Origin of the sequence: Streptococcus sp. 27098_8_69 (assembly GCF_041432445.1) — a bacterium.
Classification (GTDB): domain Bacteria; phylum Bacillota; class Bacilli; order Lactobacillales; family Streptococcaceae; genus Streptococcus.
Window position 1 is genome coordinate 25,932 of sequence record NZ_JAPVZO010000007.1, and the last position, 17,096, is coordinate 43,027.

Sequence of the window (17,096 nt, forward strand, 5' to 3'; positions counted from 1 at the left end):
GGGGATTACTCCTTTTCGTTGTCTATTTCAGATAGTTTTTTAACTAAATCAAAAGTTATTTTTTTATCATAATCATTTAAAGAAATATAGTTGATTAAAATATCTGCAAAATTTGTATTTTTCTCTTTATCAGCATTTATTAGTTCTTCAATTGTAAGCATATACGATTGGCTATGATTAAGCAATCCTTTTACAAAATTGTCATATTTTACAGGATTATTTATATGTTCTTCAACGTTTTTGTACGCTGAACTAAGTTCATTTATTTTTTCAATATCTATATCATTAAGTAATTTTTTAAATTCTTTACTTTGGATTATTTTTAAAATATTTTGTTCATCTTCGTGCCCTAATAAGTAAGCGACACTTACTCCGAAGTGATCAGCTAAAGCTGACCATATATTTTCATCTCTAGGTTTTCTAATTTCATTTTCGTAGTACATTAGTTGACTATCGGATACTGTTATATCGTATTCTTCTTTCAAAATGTTTTTGAGTTTATTTAAAGATATTTTTTCTTTCTCCCTCAGTTCTTTAAGTTTAATTTTCATGTGATACCACCTAATTCAAGTACTTTTTGAATTGATTATATCATAGTAAAAAAATATTATCTACAAAAAATTCTCAAAAAAAGAACAAAAACGCTTGACATTCTCAAAATAAGATTATATAATCAATTTATTCTTGAAATGAGAATAAAAAGGAGAAAGGAGAAAGAAGAATGCTTATCACACAAGAACAGGCGAAAGCATTAAGGAGGAAAAAAGCTGATTTGCAACTAAAAAATTATGAACTAGCTCTAGAAATTGGTGTAGCGTCTAGAACAGTTCCTAAAATTTTGAAGGGAGATTATAAAGCGCCCAAAAGAATATATGCTAGTGTTATGGAATGGCTTGCCAAAGATTATTAGAAAGGAGCAAACTAATCGCAATACTACTCTACATTTACAGATTTCTCATGTGGTGCTTTACTACTGGGGATTGATAAACGGATCTAGCTAAATATTAGCTAGTGTAATTTGCTTGCTACCTATAGCAGTATCAAGGGTTTGTAGGGGTTCATATTCTCCGATTTTACCCTATTTTAATGCTTTACCTTGGTACTGTTTTAGGTGGCAAGCACTGACAAAAGAAGAAAGGAGTGAACCAATGGAACTGGTTTACATGGACGGCAAGAAAGAGCCGTATACTACGAGCGAAATCATCGCCGAATGTGCTGAAGTAAAGCACGATACAGTACAAAGTTTAATAAGAAATCATCAAGAGGATTTTGAAAGTTACGGAATAATCGGATTTGAAATCCGTAAATTAGATAGACGAGGGCGACCGATGAAAATCTATCGTTTGAACGAGCAACAGGCTACCTTGCTGATCACTTATCTAAAGAATACCGAACCAGTACGACAATTCAAAATGAACCTAGTCAAAGCCTTCTTTGAAATGCGTGATGAACTTTCTAAACGCTATCTTCAAAGGGAACTGGAAAAGCCAAAGCGTAAAAGTTTAACTGAAGCTATTCAAACATGGGAAAAAGCCCCCAAGCATGCCTATAGTACCCTTACAAACTTACTACTAAAGGGAGTGACAGGGAAGAATAAAGCGCAACTCATGAAGGAGCGAGAAAGTAAGAACGGCATTGATGGCTTGACAAGTGCAGAACTGACAAACTATCAACGTTTGGAAGATATGGCAATAGCTATGATTAATTTGAATAGGGGATATTCAGAAATTAAGGAATTAATTTTTAAAGTATAGGAGTATAGAAAATGGAAAATGATTTTAAGACAGTTACAAATGCCAAAGGGTTAGAAATTCCCAGGTATTCCAAGGATTTTAAAAAGCTAGTTGAGAAAGACAGACAACTAGCCGAATATCTTTGTATGAACTACGAGAACTTGGACAGTGAAGACCTGGGCGCATTTCTTGAAACAGTAGAACAGGGAATTAGTTGGATTCTAGATCTTATCGATAGTAAAGATTTGATTTATAAACCAAAGTCAGGTAGTAATCATGCAAAAGAAAATAAAAAAATCACTTGCTCAAATTTTGGCCAAGGCGAGCAAGCGACACAATTCAGAGTATAGAAATTTTTTCTATGATCTGATTATAACAAAAAATATCTATTCTATCAAATACCTAAAGAAAAACCGAAGTGCAGGCAAGCAATTAGAAAAGGTTTTGAAAATCAAGTGCTGACACGGCGATTCTAAGCACTTGTTTAGCGAAAATGTGGGTGATTACCCACGAAACATCACTACAAGCGTTCGTCAACTTGGGGCAAATGCCCAGCGTTTGGAGTGGTGAAATTATCCAGGATAGTAAACGATCATTAAAAAGCCAACGGAGAAAAAACAATGACAAAAGAAGCAATGAGAAATATTTTAGATGAACTAGATGATTTAACCTTAGGACTTAATACCGTTGAAAATGCCTTAGGGGCTACTTTCCACTTTTTCAGTAAAAACATAAGCACCAAAGAAAAGAACATGCTTTTAGCTTTGGAATACGACACACAGGGCGCTATTTTTAATCTTGCTTATGATTGTCTTATTAATACAAAGAAAAATCTAATTAATGCTATTGAAATGTACATCAGAGAATTGGAGGAAAAACATGAATGAACTAGATTTAAGCAATACACAGGCGCTTATTTTTACCGTGATTTTGATTGGTTTTCTAATTTACCTAAACCATAGAGACATCAAAAAGAGCGCCCAACTGGAGCGAGAAAACAGGAAACTGGGAGAAAGACCTAGTGAGAGTTTAAGCCCTGACTATGGACGATATATCTAGCTTGCAGGTGTTAATAAACAAGGAGATATCAAATGACTTATAGAGTACATTTATATACTAAAGAGAAATTAGATGAGCAAGGCTTAACAATAGAGGCCTTTATAGTTAAGCGTATAGAGAACATAGAAAATCTATCAGCAATTTTCGGAGTATTAGATAATCAACTTTCGGATACAAACTTAAGACATAAAGTTTGTAAAACTATTGAGATGATTTTAAATGATCAGGAAGATATGTTATTTAGGGCATTAAGTGACCAAATAACCTTCCGAACCCATAAACCAGCCTAGAAAATGAGGAATAGAATGAATTTAACACTGAAAGGGGTGGAAGGATATGTTTAGTTTGAGTAAAGAAAGCGAACATGATTTAACAAATAGAATAAGCACAGTAGTAGAAAACTATCTAACAGTCCGAGAAAGACCTAAACCACGACTAACTGGTTTAATGTCAGCACAGGAAGCCATGGACGAGTTAGATATAAAATACAAAACCTTGCAAAAGTGGGAAGGTGCAGGACTAAGACGTTACCAACCACCACTAGAAGATACTAGAAAAGTCTATTACAAAGTTACGGATATTCTGAAGTTTCTGGGGGTAGATGATGGCAAAGACTAAAATATATTTTTGGTTAAAAGTTGATAAGAAGTTTTTTGATAATATTTTTATTAAACGACTTAAAAATATGCCTGGTGGCTACACTATGACAGTGATTTATATCCGTCTTATGTTGGAAAGTTTAGAAGATGATTGTATTTTGTACTATGAGGGGTATTTTGATAATTTGGTACAGGAGCTAGCCTTAAAATTGGATGTGTCCGAGGATGATATAAATATGACAGTTGCATATTTTACAAAATGCGGACTAATTCAGATCGATGATGATGGCCATGCTACATTATCACAAGCAAAAGCCATGGTTGAGAGTGAAACAAACTGGGCAAAATACAAGCGAGACCAAAGAAAAAATAGTCAAGATATACCAAAATTGGAGAATGTCCAAAGTAAAGAGACTTTTTCCAACTCATGTCCAACAGAGATAGAGAAAGAGAATAGAGTTAATAGTAAGAGTAATAATTTATATTTAGATAATATATTGTCGGGAAATCCCGACTTCACTTTTCCTACTTGGCTTGAAGAAACAGCTATAAAAGATTTAGAGAAAACAAAACATAAAGAACTTTGGATTCCTATTGCTTATCTGAATCAAGTAGCTAATAAGCGATATAAGTTTGTTGACAAGACTAAAAGGCTTTTACTAGCACGATTCAAAGAAGGCTATACACTTGAAGATTTTAAACAGGTGATAGATATTAAAACGGCAGAATGGAAGGATAGTCCTGAATTTTCTAAATATCTGAGACCTGAAACACTTTTCGGGTCTAAGTTTGATGGTTATTTGAATCAAAAGCCTAAAACAATAAAAGGGAAGTCTGAAGATAACTTCCCAGACCTACCATTTTAGGAGTTGCAAAGATGAAGGAACAATTTAAAGAGTTCAATAACAAAAAAATATCAGATAAAGTTTGTGATATTCATCAGGTAAATTACTGGGAGATTTCTATACCTGTAGTAGGGAGTTCAGAAAGGAAAATACAACCATTTTGCCCGGAGTGTGTGAAGGGGGAGATTAAACAAAAAGAGGAAGACCTATTACAGAGGTTTGTTGCTAGACAAACATATTTTAACTTGAAATAGGAGACTGAGATATGTCAATGCAAGTTTGAAGCCATCCATAAAATAGAAAGAGAGTTACCATTATGAGAGCAGTAGGGACACAAACCATTGAGACAAAACGTTTGATATTAAGGAGATTTGTGGAAGATGATGCTCAAGACATGTTTGATAATTGGGCTTCACGCTCAGAAAATCTGACCTATGTGACTTGGGATCCACACCTAAATGTCGAACAGACTCGAAATTCTATAGGCAATTGGGTAAAATCCTATGACGATCCAGATTATTACAAATGGGCTATTTGTCTCAAAGAAAGTCCAACACATGTCATTGGAGATATTAGTCTTGTCAGTGTAGATGAAAATAACTCTAGCTGTGAGATTGGATATATCTTAGGGATGGACTACTGGGGACGAGGAATCATGACAGAAGCCTTGAAGGCAGTTTTATCATACTGTCTAGATGAGATTGGATTTGAAGAGCTTGATGCTTGCTATGTAAGTCTAAACCCAGCATCTGGTCGTGTTATGGAGAAGGCGGGTATGACTTTTTGGAAGACGATTCCAAATGCAGTTGAACGAAAAGGTTATATAGCTGATAAAATTTATTATCAAATCAAAAAATAAGATGGAAAAGTCTCACTTTTCCATCTTATTTTTTATAAATTGATTTTAATCAAAATAAAGCAAATCTTTGCTGGTACTTGTAAAGAGGTCAAAACCATCTTTGGTTACAACACCACAGTCTTCGATGCGGACACCGACTTTACCAGGGATATAGATACCAGGTTCAACTGAGAAGCACATACCTTCTTCAATAATCATGTCGTTTCCTTCCATGATTGAAGGGAATTCGTGGACGTCCATACCGATACCATGACCGAGACGGTGGTTGAAGTACTCACCATAACCTGCTTTTTCGATAACTTCACGGGCAGCACGGTCTACTTCATGCGCAGTGACACCAGGTTTGATAAAGTCAAGGGCAGCTTGTTGGGCTTCGAGGGTCAAGTTGTAGATATCTTTCTTGAATTGGTCAGGTTTACCAACAGCGACTGTACGAGTCATATCGGATGCATAACCATTCACCATCACACCGAGGTCAAAGAGGAGAAGGGCATTGTTTTCAACCTTATTGGCTCCAGGAATACCATGAGGATTTGCAGCGTTATCACCTGTCAAAACCATAGTATCAAAACTCATTTCATAGCCTTCACGTTTCATAGCAAAGTCGATTTGCGCAATGATATCAGTTTCAGTATTGTCAAGAGAAATATTATCAAAACCAACTTTGACAGATTTGTCTGCATAAACACCTGCTACCATCATCTTTTGCACTTCGTCAGCTGACTTAATCAAACGCATACGCTGGATCAATGGAGTCAAGTTTTCAAATTCAGCAGTTTCAAAGACAGATTTTAAACCGTGGTATTTAGTCAAGATGAGGTTATCAAACTCAACTGCGACACGTTTGAAATCAAGTTGTGGCAAGGCGTTTTGGATTTTTTTCCAAGGGTTTTCAGAGTCTACATAACCAACAACTGGGAAAGAGACAGTGCTAGTTGCGCGCTCAACTTCAAGAGCTGGAACAAAGAGAAGTGGTTCCTGGTCAGCAAGGACAAAGAGGAACATTTGGCGTTCGTGTGGATCACTGTAAAAACCAGTGAGGTAATTGATAGTGACGGGGTCAGATACGACTGCGACGTCTAACTTTTCAGATTCGAGATATGTTACAATTTGTTGTAATTTAGACATATGTTACCTTCTTTCTACCCCTCTATTTTTGCAAAAAATAGTAGAAAATGCAAGAGAGAAGGGGAAAAGACTACAAAAAAATTCCAACAGCTAATAGCATGTTGGAATAGAAAGATTAGTTGAATTCTGCCTTGCTTTTCACATCACTGTATTCTTCAGCGATTTCTTGACTCAGAATATCCTCATAAGCTGGAAGGACGATGTCCTGACCATACTTTTTCTTGAGGGCAGTAGTGACCAAGCGATAGGCTAAGTTTGCATTACGGGATAAAATAGGCCCGTGGAAATAAGAACCAAAGACATTTTTATAGTGAACGCCTTCGCCGATTTTCTCTTCATTATTTCCGTTTCCGTAAACGACCTGACCTAATGGTTTTTGGTCATCTGAGAGGAAGGTACGGCCTTGGTGATTTTCAAAGCCATAGTAGGTTTCATCGAATTCTTCGTTATGAATTTTAATATCACCAATAAAGCGGTTGTTGGTTTGGTTGAGTGTGTAGTGTCCCATGACATCCAAGCCTTCGATACGTCTTCCAGAAGCTTCGATATAGTATTGTCCCAATAGTTGGAAGCCACCGCAGATAGCAAGGAAAACACCATCATTTTGGATAAAGTTGTCAATGCTTTCTTTTTTTGCAGGCAAATCACCAGCAATGATACTTTGTTCAAAGTCTTGCCCGCCACCGAAAAAGGCGATGTCGTAGTGATTTTCATCGAAATCATCATGAAGTGAAACGATGTCAACTGTTACATGGGCACCAAGCTTTTCAGCTACGTACTTGAGCATGAGGATATTCCCATTATCTCCGTAGGTATTCATGAGGTTACCGTAGAGGTGGGCGATATTTAGCTGGTAAGAATAGTTGCCGTCTTTTGAGGAAAGTGAAGTATAAACCATTAGTTCATCTCCTTTCTAACAAGTTGACGATTGGCTAGTAGTTCTCGGAATTCCAGCATAGCAGTATAAGTCGCAAGGATGTAAGCGTGCTTGCAGTCTTGGGCTTCAATCGTTTTAAGAACTTGTTCCAGACTGCTTGTTTCAGTGATTTTATCAGCTGGATAGCCAGTCACTCGAAGACGACGAGCGATTTCAGAATGACGAACGCCACCGGCGTTGATTTCTGGAATGTCCATATCAGTAATTTGCTCAAAATCAGCATCCCAAATCCAGCTGGTATCAATACCGTCCGCATAGTTGGCGTTGAGGAGAACAGAAAGACTAAATGGATAAGGAGCTAGTTTAATCATTTCAATAGCTTGAGTAGCACCAACAGGATTCTTGATGAGAACCAGTGTACATTCCTTGTCACCAATATGGAAGGTTTCTTGGCGTCCAAAAACAGCACGGCTCTTATCAAATCCTTGTTTGATCAGTTGAGAATCAGCTCCAAGGAAACGGGCAATAGCAACTGCAGCCAGAGCATTATAGATATTATAAAGTCCACCGATTTGGATACCGTATTCCTGTCCGTCGATAACAAAGCGAGAACGATTGTTGGTTAACTCAACCAATTCTGTCAGACGGTAGTCCAAGTCAGGACGTTTGCATCCACAGTTTTCACAGATATAAGCTCCCAAATTGGCATAAGTGTTGAGCTCATATTTCAAAATACTTTGACAGTCTGGACAGAGAATACCTTCAGTATTGTAGTGAGCAAGCTTTGCTGGACCTTTTTCCGTATCAAAGCCAAAATACTGAACAGGATTTGGAATTGCAGGCTTGTAGAAAAGAGGACTATCACCATTCAGCAGAACAGTAGCAGTAGGAACTTTTCGAATAGCGTCCAAAATCATCTTGTAGGTCGTATAAATCTCACCGTAGCGGTCCATTTGATCGCGGAAAATATTGGTGATGACGAAAAGACTAGGCTGGATGTAGTCACAGATATGTGAGAGACTAGCTTCATCGATTTCAAGGACAGCGATGTTCTTGCCAGTTTTTGAAGATTTTGCAGTCAAGAAAGTAGTCGTAATCCCAGTGATCATGTTTGCACCACTTGGATTAGTTAAAACTTGACCATAAATTTCCTTAAGGATACCGACAGTGAGAGCGGTTGTCAAGGTTTTTCCATTGGTACCAGTTACCACAACAATTTCGTAGTTCTTAGCTAAATGTTGTAAAATATCTTTATCAAATTGAAGGGCGAGTTTTCCAGGCAGCGTGCTTCCACGTCCAAGACGACTCAAAATAAAGTGAGAAGAACGCCCAGCAAGAAGGCCCAAAGTAGTTTTTAATTTCATGTTTCTATTATATCATAAAAGCTAGAAAAGATAGGTTTGAGATTTCAGTGAAGAAAAAACAGCCCGATATCGGACTGCTTTCTAAAATTAAATCGCAAACAAGTCATTCAAGTTCTCAGCCAAGGTTGGGTGAGTGAAGATTTGTTTTGTGAAGTATGTGTATGGGATTTTGTTGTCCATTGCAACAGTGATGATATTAATGATTTCTTGAGAACCTTCAGAGAAGATAGTTGCACCGAGAATTTCTTTAGTTTCAGTATTGACAACAGCTTTGAAGGCACCACGAAGGTCACCATTTACATGACCACGAGGCATTGCTGCAACAGGGATTTCCTTAACAGCGTATGGAAGCTTCAATTCAGCAGCTTGACTTTCAGTCAAACCAACTTGTGATAGGGCAGGTGTAATGAACATGGTATTTGGCACATTGAGACGGTCTTCAAGTGTGTAGCTGCCATCACCAGCAAGGTAGCTGTAAACAACACGGAAGTCATCAAGTGAAATGTAAGTGAATTGAAGGCCGCCGTTGACATCTCCGACTGCAAAAACACCAGGAACGTTTGTTTGGCAGTGTTTGTCGACTTTGATAGCCCCACGTTCAGTTAGCTCAATGTCTGTGTTTCCAAGTTGAAGTGGCTCCACATTTGGTTTACGTCCTGTTGCGTAAAGAAGGGCATCGAAACGATAGGTTTCGTTTTCAGTTACGACGAGCACTTGGTCACCGTCGTTTTTAATTTCAGTAGTACGGATGTTTTGAAGCAATTCAATACCGTCTTCTTCCATGTATTGTTTAGCAAGGGCTGCGATGGAAGGTTCTGCACGAGGCAGGAAAGTATCCAAGGCATCTAGGACTGTGACCTTGCTTCCAAGTTTGTTGTAAAGGCCAGCAAATTCAAGACCGATATTTCCGCCACCAAGGACACCAAGTTTTTCAGGCAATTTGTCCAAGTTTTGGATACCTGTTGAGTCAAAGACATTCTTGCTTGTAGCAAGGCCTGGGATTGGCAATACGTTTGAAACAGCACCAGTGTTGATGACGATAGTTTCAGCAGTCAGTTCTTGTTTTTCGTCACCAGCTTGGATTTCGATGACTTTATTAGAAACAAAGTGAGCTTCAGCATCAAAGATATCTACGCCTGTACCTGCGACAGTAGCATAGTTTTTACCATTGAGGCGTGTAGTAACAGTATTCTTTGTTGCCATAACCTCATCAAATGACAAGTCTTTTTCAGCAGCAACTAACAAGGTTTTAGTTGGGATACAACCGATATTGATACAAGTACCGCCGTACATCGCCTTACTACGTTCGATAAGGGCAACCTTTTTACCAGCTGAAGCTAGTTTTCCAGCAAGTGTCTTACCTGCCTTACCAAATCCTATTACAATTAAATCGTATGTTAACATTTTTATTCCTCCTGTTCGAACTTCATTCTAGCATAAGAAAAAAACTTTTGCACAAATCTGCTACGGAAAATCATTTCAGGAACCGAATGCTCTAACAAATACTTTTTGAGTGAAGCAAATCGATAGAAAAATCGTTTACATGACTTAATCAGGAGGTTAGACTATCTTTTGACCCTCTCTTGTGTTATACTAGATAAGTTGCAAAAAAGCAGTACTTTTCTTTAGTGGAAAAGAAGCAACACGGTCTTTCATAAAAGATATGAAAGTACGTCATGACAAGAAAAGTATAAACTAAGCGCTATAGGATGGCTTCGCACCATCTTTAGAAAGAAGAGTAACGTGAAATTTAATGAATTTAACCTTTCTGCTGATTTATTGGCAGAAATTGAAAAAGCAGGATTTGTAGAAGCAAGTCCTATCCAAGAGCAAACCATTCCTCTGGCTCTTGAAGGGAAAGATGTTATCGGACAAGCTCAAACAGGTACAGGAAAAACTGCTGCCTTTGGTTTGCCAACCCTTGAAAAGATTCGTACAGAAGAAGCAACCATTCAAGCTTTGGTCATCGCCCCAACTCGTGAACTAGCTGTTCAAAGTCAGGAAGAACTCTTCCGCTTTGGTCGTAGCAAGGGTGTGAAAGTCCGTTCTGTTTATGGTGGTTCAAGTATTGAAAAACAAATCAAGGCTCTTAAATCAGGAGCTCATATCGTAGTTGGAACGCCTGGTCGTCTCCTAGATTTGATCAAACGCAAGGCCTTGAAATTGCAAGATATTGAAACTCTCATCCTTGACGAAGCAGATGAGATGCTTAACATGGGCTTCCTTGAGGACATCGAAGCTATCATCTCACGTGTCCCAGAAAATCGTCAAACCTTGCTCTTTTCAGCAACTATGCCTGAAGCTATCAAGCGTATCGGGGTTCAGTTCATGAAAGAACCTGAGCATGTGAAGATTGCTGCCAAGGAGTTGACAACTGAACTAGTTGATCAGTACTATATCCGTGTCAAGGAACAAGAAAAATTTGACACCATGACTCGTCTTATGGACGTTGAACAGCCTGAGTTGTCTATTGTCTTCGGTCGTACAAAACGTCGTGTAGATGAGTTGACTCGTGGTCTGAAAATCCGTGGTTTCCGTGCAGAAGGGATTCATGGAGATTTGGACCAAAACAAACGCCTTCGCGTCCTTCGTGACTTCAAAAACGGGAACCTTGATGTTTTAGTTGCGACAGACGTTGCAGCACGTGGTTTGGATATCTCAGGTGTGACTCATGTCTATAACTACGACATTCCACAAGATCCAGAGAGCTATGTTCACCGTATTGGTCGTACAGGTCGTGCTGGTAAGTCAGGTCAATCGATTACTTTCGTAGCACCAAATGAGATGGGTTATCTCCAAATCATCGAAAACTTGACCAAGAAACGCATGAAGGGGTTGAAACCTGCGACAGCAGAAGAAGCCTTCCAAGCTAAAAAGCATGTTGCGTTGAAGAAAATTGAACGTGACTTTGCCGATGAGACTGTTCGTGGTAACTTTGATAAATTCGCAAAAGATGCCCGTAAATTGGCAGCTGAATTCAGCCCAGAAGAATTGGCAATGTACATTCTAAGTTTGACAGTTCAGGATCCAGATAGTCTTCCAGAAGTTGAAATTGCGCGTGAGAAACCACTGCCATTTAAACCATCAGGTAATGGCTTCGGTGGTAAAGGCAATGGAGGACGTCGTGGTGAGGATCGTCGAGATCGTGATCGCCGTCGCGACAATCGTCGTGGTGAACGTCGAGATGATTTCAAAAAAGGCAGTCGCAAAAACGACCGCTTTGAGAAGGAAAAACGTTACCGTAAGGATAATAAAAAACCACGTAATACTTCAAGTGAGAAGAAAACTGGTTTTGTAATCCGTAACAAGGGTGATAAATAATAAAAAAAGCGGTTCACTGAGGTGGATCGCTTTTATATATAAGGAGACCGAGAGTTAATAAAAGTTTAATACGAGAAAATAGATTTATATATTTGTTATCTTGTGATATTATATTATCAAAAATTTTGGAAGCTGTCAACAAGTAAATTAGAAAAAACTAGTAAAAATTTTCGAACAGTCATGAATTGCAATTCAATAAACAATTTTCAGATAATTATTGAAATAATGATCAATTTATGATATAATGGAAGCGATTAAATACGAGGTGAAAAATGGCACATTTATTAGAAAAAACGAGAAAAATTACGTCTATCCTGAAGCGTGCGGAGGAGAAATTACAAGATGATCTTCCATATAATGCCATCACACGCCAATTAGCGGATATTATTGATTGCAACGCTTGTATCCTAAATAGTAAGGGACGTCTTTTGGGATATTTCATGCGCTACAAAACTAATAATGATCGTGTAGAGCAATTTTTCCAATCAAAAATTTTTCCTGAGGACTATATTCAAGGGGCAAACATGATTTACGATACAGAAGCAAATCTGACTGTAGATCACGAATTAAGCATCTTTCCAGTTGAGAGTAGAGCTGATTTCTCAGAAGGTTTGACAACAATTGCTCCAATCCATGTTTCTGGGATTCGTTTGGGTTCTTTGATTATTTGGCGAAATGACAAGAAATTCGAAGATGAGGATTTGATTCTTGTTGAGATTGCTAGTACGGTGGTTGGTATTCAGCTTTTGAACTTCCAACGTGAAGAAGACGAGAAAAATATCCGTCGTCGTACAGCCGTAACGATGGCAGTCAACACTCTTTCTTACTCTGAGTTACGAGCAGTGTCAGCTATTTTGGGTGAATTGAATGGCAATGAAGGACAGTTAACTGCGTCAGTCATTGCAGACCGTATCGGTATTACGCGTTCTGTGATTGTCAATGCCCTTCGGAAGCTCGAATCAGCAGGAATTATTGAAAGTCGTTCACTGGGGATGAAGGGAACTTATCTTAAGGTCTTGATCCCAGATATCTTTGAAGAAGTGAAAAAGAGGGACTATTAATGGCTAAGGCTTTAATTTCGATTGACTATACAGAAGATTTTGTAGCGGATTATGGAAAATTGACAGCTGGAGCTCCTGCTCAAGCAATATCAGAAGCGATCAATCAGGTGACTAGATTAGCATTTGACCGTGGAGATTATATTTTCTTTACCATTGATGCTCATGAGGAAAATGATGTCTTTCATCCAGAAAGTAAACTATTTCCCCCACATAATCTGATTGGGACTAGCGGGCGTAATCTATATGGTAAGTTAGCTGAATTTTATCAGGAACAGGCCCAAGATAGTCGTGTTTTCTGGATGGACAAACGTCACTATTCGGCTTTTTCTGGTACAGATTTGGATATTCGTCTCCGAGAGCGTCGCGTGGATACAGTCATCTTAACAGGAGTTCTTACAGATATCTGTGTATTGCATACGGCTATCGATGCCTATAATCTTGGGTATCAGATAGAAGTTGTCAAGCCAGCAGTCGCATCAATCTGGCCTGAAAATCACCAGTTTGCACTTGGACATTTTAAGAATACATTAGGAGCGAAACTCCTTGATGAAAACCTAGATGAAATCAAAGAATAATGTATTCAAAAAAAATGAAAAAAATCTGAAAAAAGTGTTGACAAAGTTTGTGAAAGTTGATATACTAGTAAAGTAATCGACGCGGGGATGGCGGAATTGGCAGACGCGCAGGACTAAGGATCCTGTGACCGCTTTAGGTCGTGAGGGTTCAAGTCCCTCTCTCCGCATAGGAAAAGAGTTAGCTTCAGCTAGCTCTTTATTTTTATATAAACAAGGGCAAAGATTTTGCTCTTTTTTTGTGATTTCATAAACATTTCATATTTGAATATTATAATGGTTTTACAAATATGGAGGTGCTATATGAATCCCACTCAAAGAGCATGGGCTTACGTCAGCAGAAAACGACTGAGAAGTCTCATATTATTCCTGATTCTATTTGTCTTATTGGCTGGAATATCGGCTTGTTTAACGCTTATGAAGTCCAACAAAACAGTAGAAAATAATCTCTATCGCTCACTGAATACATCTTTTTCGATTAAAAGAATAGAAGCAGATCAGACTTTTCAACTGTCTCAACTAGATGACCTTAAAAAGATAAAGGGTCTTGAGAAGATTTCACCTGAGCTAGATACAATAGCCAAGTTAACTGACAAAGAAGTCGTTACTGGAGAACAAAGTATCCAAAGGGAAGATGTGACAGAGGCTGAAAAAAATCTTATCAGTTTGATAGCTTTAGAAGATTCCTCTAAGAATGTCTCCTTTACTAGCTCTGCCTTTTCCCTTAAAGAAGGAAGGCATTTAGAAAAAGGAGATAGCAAAAAAATCTTAATCCATGAAGATTTAGCCAAGAAAAACAACCTAAAAGTAGGAGATAAGATTAGCTTAAATCCTGTTCCAGTAGAAGGAAATAGTGGACAAAGGCTAGACTATGAAATCGTAGGTATTTTCTCAGGTCAGAAGCAAGAGAAATTTACCGGTCTATCATCAGACTTTAGTGAAAATACGGTCTATACAGACTACGAAAGTAGCCAAACTCTTTTAGGAACTAAGGAAGATCAAGTCACTGCAGCCCGTTTCTATCTTGAAAATCCAAAAGATATGGATGGCATTCTTCAAGAGGTTGAAAAGTTATCTCTGGAAAACCAAGGTTTCCAAGTTGAAAAGGAAAATAAGGCCTTTGAACAAATCAAGGATTCAGTTTCGACCTTCCAAACCTTCCTCCAAATTTTCCTTTATGGCATTATGATTGCTGGAGTAGGAGCGCTGGTCTTGGTCTTGTCACTTTGGTTACGAGAGCGAGTTTACGAGGTTGGTATTTTATTGGCACTAGGTAAAGGAAAAATAGCAATCTTTAGCCAATTTGGCCTGGAAGTCATCCTAGTTTCATTGGCAGCTATTCTGCCAGCATTTGTGGCTGGGAATACTATTACTTCCTATCTCTTGAAGACTGTACTAGCAAGCGGTGACCAAGCTGCACTACAAGATACGCTGGCAAAGGCAACGAATCTTACAACAAGTCTTCTATCATTTGGAGAATCTTATATTTTCCTACTTATAATTAGCTGTTTGTCAGTTGCATTTTGTTTTATCTTTTTATTTAGAAAATCACCTAAGGAAATTTTATCATCTATTAGTTAATGAAGGAGAAATCATGACTTTACTACAATTACAAGATCTTACTTATCGTTACAAGAACACTGCAGAAGCAGTATTATATAAAATCAATTACGATTTTGAACCTGGCAAGTTTTATAGTATTATCGGAGAATCAGGAGCTGGGAAGTCAACACTCTTATCTCTATTAGCAGGACTTGATAGCCCAGTCGAAGGTGCTATTAAATTTGAGGGAAAGGATATTCGTGAACAAGGCTATTCTTATCACCGTATGCACCATATCTCGCTAGTTTTCCAAAACTATAACTTGATTGATTATCTTTCTCCATTGGAAAATATCCGCTTGGTTAATAAAAAAGCTAGCAAGGATACCCTTCTTGAACTTGGTTTAGATGAAAGTCAAATCAAGCGGAATGTTCTCCAATTATCAGGAGGGCAGCAACAACGTGTTGCCATTGCTCGTAGCCTTGTATCGGAAGCACCAGTGATTTTAGCAGATGAACCAACAGGAAACTTGGATCCTAAGACTGCTGGGGATATCATCGATTTGCTCAAATCTCTTGCTGAGAAAACAGGCAAGTGTGTGATCGTTGTGACCCACAGCAAGGAAGTAGCACAGGCGTCAGATATTACACTGGAATTGAAGGATAAAAAGCTGACTGAAACAAGAAAAAATAGTAACTAAAACTTTTAAACATATTAAAAACTGAAGTAAATCTAGAAAGGAATCTTATGTTACACAACGCATTTGCCTATGTCACAAGAAAATTTTTCAAGTCGCTTGTGATCTTTCTTATCATTCTCTTGATGGCTAGTTTGAGTTTGGTCGGCTTGTCTATTAAGGGTGCGACAGTCAAGGCTTCTCAGGAAACCTTTAAAAATATCACCAATAGTTTTTCGATGCAAATCAATCGTAGAGTCAACCAAGGAACTCCACGTGGTGCAGGGAATATCAAGGGTGAAGATATTAAAAAAATTACTGAAAATAAGGCCATCGAATCTTACATCAAACGTATCAATGCTATCGGTGATTTAACAGGCTACGAATTGATTGAGACACCTGAAACCAAGAAAAATCTAACGCCAGATCGCGCTCAACGTTTTGGAAGTAGCTTGATGATAACAGGTGTCAATGACTCTTCTAAGGAAGATAAATTTGTATCAGGCTCTTACAAACTAGTCGAAGGTGAGCATTTAACAAACGATGACAAATACCAAATTCTCATGCACAAAGACTTGGCTGCTAAACATGGCTGGAAAGTTGGCGACAAGGTCAAACTGAACTCCAATATCTACGATGCAGATAATGAAAAAGGAGCCAAGGAAACAGTAGAAGTAACGATCAAAGGATTGTTTGATGGGCATAACAAGTCTGCTGTTACTTATTCACAGGAATTATATGAAAATACAGCTATCACAGATATTCACACAGCTGCCCAGCTCTATGGTTATACTGAAGATACAGCTATCTATGGCGATGCTACCTTCTTTGTAGCTGGAGATAAGAACCTAGATACTGTCATGCAAGAATTAGGCTCTATCAACGGTATCAACTGGAAGATGTATAGCTTGATTAAGAGTTCATCTAACTATCCTGCCCTTGAACAATCTATCTCAGGCATGTACAAGATGGCTAATCTCCTCTTCTGGGGTAGTTTAGGCTTCTCAGTTCTCCTACTTGGTCTATTACTGACACTTTGGATTAATGCTCGTCGTAAAGAAGTGGGAATTCTCCTTTCAATTGGTCTAAAACAAGCAAGTATTTTAGGTCAATTTATCACAGAAGCAGTTATGATTGCTATTCCAGCTCTCATTTCAGCCTACTTCCTAGCCAACTATACTGCTCGAGCAATTGGAAATACAGTACTAGCCAATGTCACATTAGATGTGGCTAAACAGGCAAGTAAGGCAGCCCAAGCTTCCAATCTCGGTGGTGGTGCAGAAGTTGACGGCTTTAGTAAAACACTTTCTAGTCTTGATATTTCCATTCAACCATCAGACTTTGCTATCGTTTTTGTTCTTGGATTGGTTCTGGTAGTACTTGTTATGGCGCTTGCTTCAAGCAATCTTCTCTTTAAGCAACCAAAAGAACTTTTGATAGACAGTGAATAAGAATCGTGC

20 protein-coding genes, 1 tRNA gene and 1 pseudogene are annotated in these 17,096 nt (G+C 38.2%); 17 read left to right on the plus strand and 5 right to left on the minus strand.

Going from position 1 to position 17,096, the window contains the following annotated elements:
* Window positions 1-5: 5 nt before the first annotated feature.
* Entirely contained in the window at window positions 6-551 is a 546-nt protein-coding gene (locus O3658_RS03675) for a helix-turn-helix domain-containing protein (protein ID WP_261017462.1), read from the minus strand.
* A gap of 170 nt (window positions 552-721) precedes the next feature.
* Between O3658_RS03675 and O3658_RS03680 the strand changes: the two genes are divergently transcribed.
* The 10 genes and pseudogenes from O3658_RS03680 (at window position 722) to O3658_RS03725 (ending at window position 5,095) form a co-directional block, all read left to right on the plus strand.
* Window positions 722-910, plus strand: coding sequence for a hypothetical protein (locus O3658_RS03680; RefSeq protein ID WP_004237029.1), 189 nt, complete (start codon window positions 722-724; stop codon window positions 908-910).
* Window positions 911-1,148: 238 nt separating this feature from the next.
* Window positions 1,149-1,754, plus strand: coding sequence for a Rha family transcriptional regulator (locus O3658_RS03685; protein ID WP_371559384.1), 606 nt, complete (start codon window positions 1,149-1,151; stop codon window positions 1,752-1,754).
* Between the two features lie 11 nt (window positions 1,755-1,765).
* Window positions 1,766-2,017: pseudogene (locus O3658_RS03690) on the plus strand (hypothetical protein); the annotation flags it as partial.
* Window positions 2,018-2,353: 336 nt separating this feature from the next.
* Window positions 2,354-2,620 carry a hypothetical protein gene (locus O3658_RS03695; RefSeq protein ID WP_371559385.1) on the plus strand — a complete coding sequence of 89 codons (267 nt, stop codon included), beginning with the start codon at window positions 2,354-2,356 and terminating at the stop codon, window positions 2,618-2,620.
* Complete coding sequence (locus tag O3658_RS03700; RefSeq protein WP_371559387.1) at window positions 2,613-2,792, plus strand: hypothetical protein; 180 nt, start codon at window positions 2,613-2,615, stop codon at window positions 2,790-2,792. Before O3658_RS03695 ends, O3658_RS03700 begins: the two co-directional genes overlap by 8 nt.
* Before the next feature lie 32 nt (window positions 2,793-2,824).
* The gene (locus tag O3658_RS03705) at window positions 2,825-3,082 is read left to right on the plus strand and encodes a hypothetical protein (protein WP_045612839.1); all 258 of its coding nucleotides are present in this window, start codon (window positions 2,825-2,827) and stop codon (window positions 3,080-3,082) included.
* Between the two features lie 46 nt (window positions 3,083-3,128).
* On the plus strand, window positions 3,129-3,410 hold the full coding sequence (locus tag O3658_RS03710; RefSeq protein ID WP_371559388.1) for an XRE family transcriptional regulator: 282 nt from the start codon (window positions 3,129-3,131) through the stop codon (window positions 3,408-3,410).
* Window positions 3,397-4,257, plus strand: a complete 861-nt coding sequence (locus O3658_RS03715; RefSeq protein WP_371559389.1) for a conserved phage C-terminal domain-containing protein — start codon at window positions 3,397-3,399, stop codon at window positions 4,255-4,257. The genes O3658_RS03710 and O3658_RS03715 overlap by 14 nt, the downstream gene beginning before the upstream one ends.
* An 11-nt stretch (window positions 4,258-4,268) precedes the next feature.
* Entirely contained in the window at window positions 4,269-4,490 is a 222-nt protein-coding gene (locus tag O3658_RS03720; RefSeq protein WP_371559391.1) for a hypothetical protein, read from the plus strand.
* Between the two features lie 62 nt (window positions 4,491-4,552).
* On the plus strand, window positions 4,553-5,095 hold the full coding sequence (locus tag O3658_RS03725; protein WP_371559393.1) for a GNAT family N-acetyltransferase: 543 nt from the start codon (window positions 4,553-4,555) through the stop codon (window positions 5,093-5,095).
* A gap of 45 nt (window positions 5,096-5,140) precedes the next feature.
* On the opposite strand, the gene O3658_RS03730 is transcribed toward O3658_RS03725, so the two are convergent.
* The 4 genes from O3658_RS03730 to O3658_RS03745 form a co-directional block, all read right to left on the minus strand.
* Entirely contained in the window at window positions 5,141-6,223 is a 1,083-nt protein-coding gene (locus O3658_RS03730; RefSeq protein WP_371559395.1) for a M24 family metallopeptidase, read from the minus strand.
* A 115-nt stretch (window positions 6,224-6,338) separates the two neighbouring features.
* A complete protein-coding gene (gene gatD / locus O3658_RS03735; RefSeq protein WP_371559397.1) occupies window positions 6,339-7,121 on the minus strand; it encodes a lipid II isoglutaminyl synthase subunit GatD in 783 nt (260 codons plus the stop codon).
* Window positions 7,121-8,464 carry a lipid II isoglutaminyl synthase subunit MurT gene (gene murT / locus O3658_RS03740; RefSeq protein WP_371559398.1) on the minus strand — a complete coding sequence of 448 codons (1,344 nt, stop codon included), beginning with the start codon at window positions 8,462-8,464 and terminating at the stop codon, window positions 7,121-7,123. The genes gatD and murT overlap by 1 nt, the downstream gene beginning before the upstream one ends.
* Window positions 8,465-8,551: 87 nt before the next feature.
* Window positions 8,552-9,868 (minus strand): FAD-containing oxidoreductase, encoded by a 1,317-nt coding sequence (locus O3658_RS03745; RefSeq protein ID WP_371559399.1) that lies wholly within the window; start codon window positions 9,866-9,868, stop codon window positions 8,552-8,554.
* A gap of 339 nt (window positions 9,869-10,207) precedes the next feature.
* Here O3658_RS03745 and O3658_RS03750 point away from each other — a divergent pair, with 339 nt between their 5' ends.
* From O3658_RS03750 to vex3, 7 genes are all read left to right on the plus strand, one after another.
* Entirely contained in the window at window positions 10,208-11,785 is a 1,578-nt protein-coding gene (locus tag O3658_RS03750) for a DEAD/DEAH box helicase (protein ID WP_371559401.1), read from the plus strand.
* Window positions 11,786-12,057: 272 nt separating this feature from the next.
* Window positions 12,058-12,846: a GTP-sensing pleiotropic transcriptional regulator CodY gene (gene codY, locus O3658_RS03755; protein ID WP_000940720.1), complete on the plus strand. Its 789-nt coding sequence runs from the start codon at window positions 12,058-12,060 to the stop codon at window positions 12,844-12,846.
* A complete protein-coding gene (locus tag O3658_RS03760; protein WP_371559402.1) occupies window positions 12,846-13,421 on the plus strand; it encodes a cysteine hydrolase family protein in 576 nt (191 codons plus the stop codon). Before codY ends, O3658_RS03760 begins: the two co-directional genes overlap by 1 nt.
* Before the next feature lie 81 nt (window positions 13,422-13,502).
* Window positions 13,503-13,588, plus strand: a tRNA-Leu gene (locus O3658_RS03765).
* 133 nt (window positions 13,589-13,721) lie between these two features.
* Complete coding sequence (locus O3658_RS03770) at window positions 13,722-14,999, plus strand: ABC transporter permease (protein WP_371559404.1); 1,278 nt, start codon at window positions 13,722-13,724, stop codon at window positions 14,997-14,999.
* A gap of 13 nt (window positions 15,000-15,012) precedes the next feature.
* Entirely contained in the window at window positions 15,013-15,660 is a 648-nt protein-coding gene (gene vex2, locus O3658_RS03775; RefSeq protein WP_371559405.1) for an ABC transporter ATP-binding subunit Vex2, read from the plus strand.
* Between the two features lie 47 nt (window positions 15,661-15,707).
* Window positions 15,708-17,087, plus strand: coding sequence for an ABC transporter permease subunit Vex3 (gene vex3, locus O3658_RS03780; RefSeq protein WP_371559407.1), 1,380 nt, complete (start codon window positions 15,708-15,710; stop codon window positions 17,085-17,087).
* Window positions 17,088-17,096 lie beyond the last annotated feature (9 nt).

What these genes read in the sequence shown, in the direction of transcription:
- vex3 (WP_371559407.1), top strand. Translation starts at nt 15,708, where the DNA reads ATGTTACACAACGCATTTGCCTATGTCACAAGAAAATTTTTCAAGTCG.
- O3658_RS03705 (WP_045612839.1), top strand. Translation starts at nt 2,825, where the DNA reads ATGACTTATAGAGTACATTTATATACTAAAGAGAAATTAGATGAGCAA.
- vex2 (WP_371559405.1), top strand. Translation starts at nt 15,013, where the DNA reads ATGACTTTACTACAATTACAAGATCTTACTTATCGTTACAAGAACACT.
- gatD (WP_371559397.1), bottom strand. Translation starts at nt 7,121, where the DNA reads ATGGTTTATACTTCACTTTCCTCAAAAGACGGCAACTATTCTTACCAG.
- O3658_RS03745 (WP_371559399.1), bottom strand. Translation starts at nt 9,868, where the DNA reads ATGTTAACATACGATTTAATTGTAATAGGATTTGGTAAGGCAGGTAAG.
- O3658_RS03680 (WP_004237029.1), top strand. Translation starts at nt 722, where the DNA reads ATGCTTATCACACAAGAACAGGCGAAAGCATTAAGGAGGAAAAAAGCT.
- O3658_RS03685 (WP_371559384.1), top strand. Translation starts at nt 1,149, where the DNA reads ATGGAACTGGTTTACATGGACGGCAAGAAAGAGCCGTATACTACGAGC.
- O3658_RS03700 (WP_371559387.1), top strand. Translation starts at nt 2,613, where the DNA reads ATGAATGAACTAGATTTAAGCAATACACAGGCGCTTATTTTTACCGTG.
- O3658_RS03725 (WP_371559393.1), top strand. Translation starts at nt 4,553, where the DNA reads ATGAGAGCAGTAGGGACACAAACCATTGAGACAAAACGTTTGATATTA.
- O3658_RS03710 (WP_371559388.1), top strand. Translation starts at nt 3,129, where the DNA reads ATGTTTAGTTTGAGTAAAGAAAGCGAACATGATTTAACAAATAGAATA.
- O3658_RS03760 (WP_371559402.1), top strand. Translation starts at nt 12,846, where the DNA reads ATGGCTAAGGCTTTAATTTCGATTGACTATACAGAAGATTTTGTAGCG.
- murT (WP_371559398.1), bottom strand. Translation starts at nt 8,464, where the DNA reads ATGAAATTAAAAACTACTTTGGGCCTTCTTGCTGGGCGTTCTTCTCAC.
- O3658_RS03695 (WP_371559385.1), top strand. Translation starts at nt 2,354, where the DNA reads ATGACAAAAGAAGCAATGAGAAATATTTTAGATGAACTAGATGATTTA.
- O3658_RS03720 (WP_371559391.1), top strand. Translation starts at nt 4,269, where the DNA reads ATGAAGGAACAATTTAAAGAGTTCAATAACAAAAAAATATCAGATAAA.
- codY (WP_000940720.1), top strand. Translation starts at nt 12,058, where the DNA reads ATGGCACATTTATTAGAAAAAACGAGAAAAATTACGTCTATCCTGAAG.
- O3658_RS03715 (WP_371559389.1), top strand. Translation starts at nt 3,397, where the DNA reads ATGGCAAAGACTAAAATATATTTTTGGTTAAAAGTTGATAAGAAGTTT.
- O3658_RS03675 (WP_261017462.1), bottom strand. Translation starts at nt 551, where the DNA reads ATGAAAATTAAACTTAAAGAACTGAGGGAGAAAGAAAAAATATCTTTA.
- O3658_RS03770 (WP_371559404.1), top strand. Translation starts at nt 13,722, where the DNA reads ATGAATCCCACTCAAAGAGCATGGGCTTACGTCAGCAGAAAACGACTG.
- O3658_RS03730 (WP_371559395.1), bottom strand. Translation starts at nt 6,223, where the DNA reads ATGTCTAAATTACAACAAATTGTAACATATCTCGAATCTGAAAAGTTA.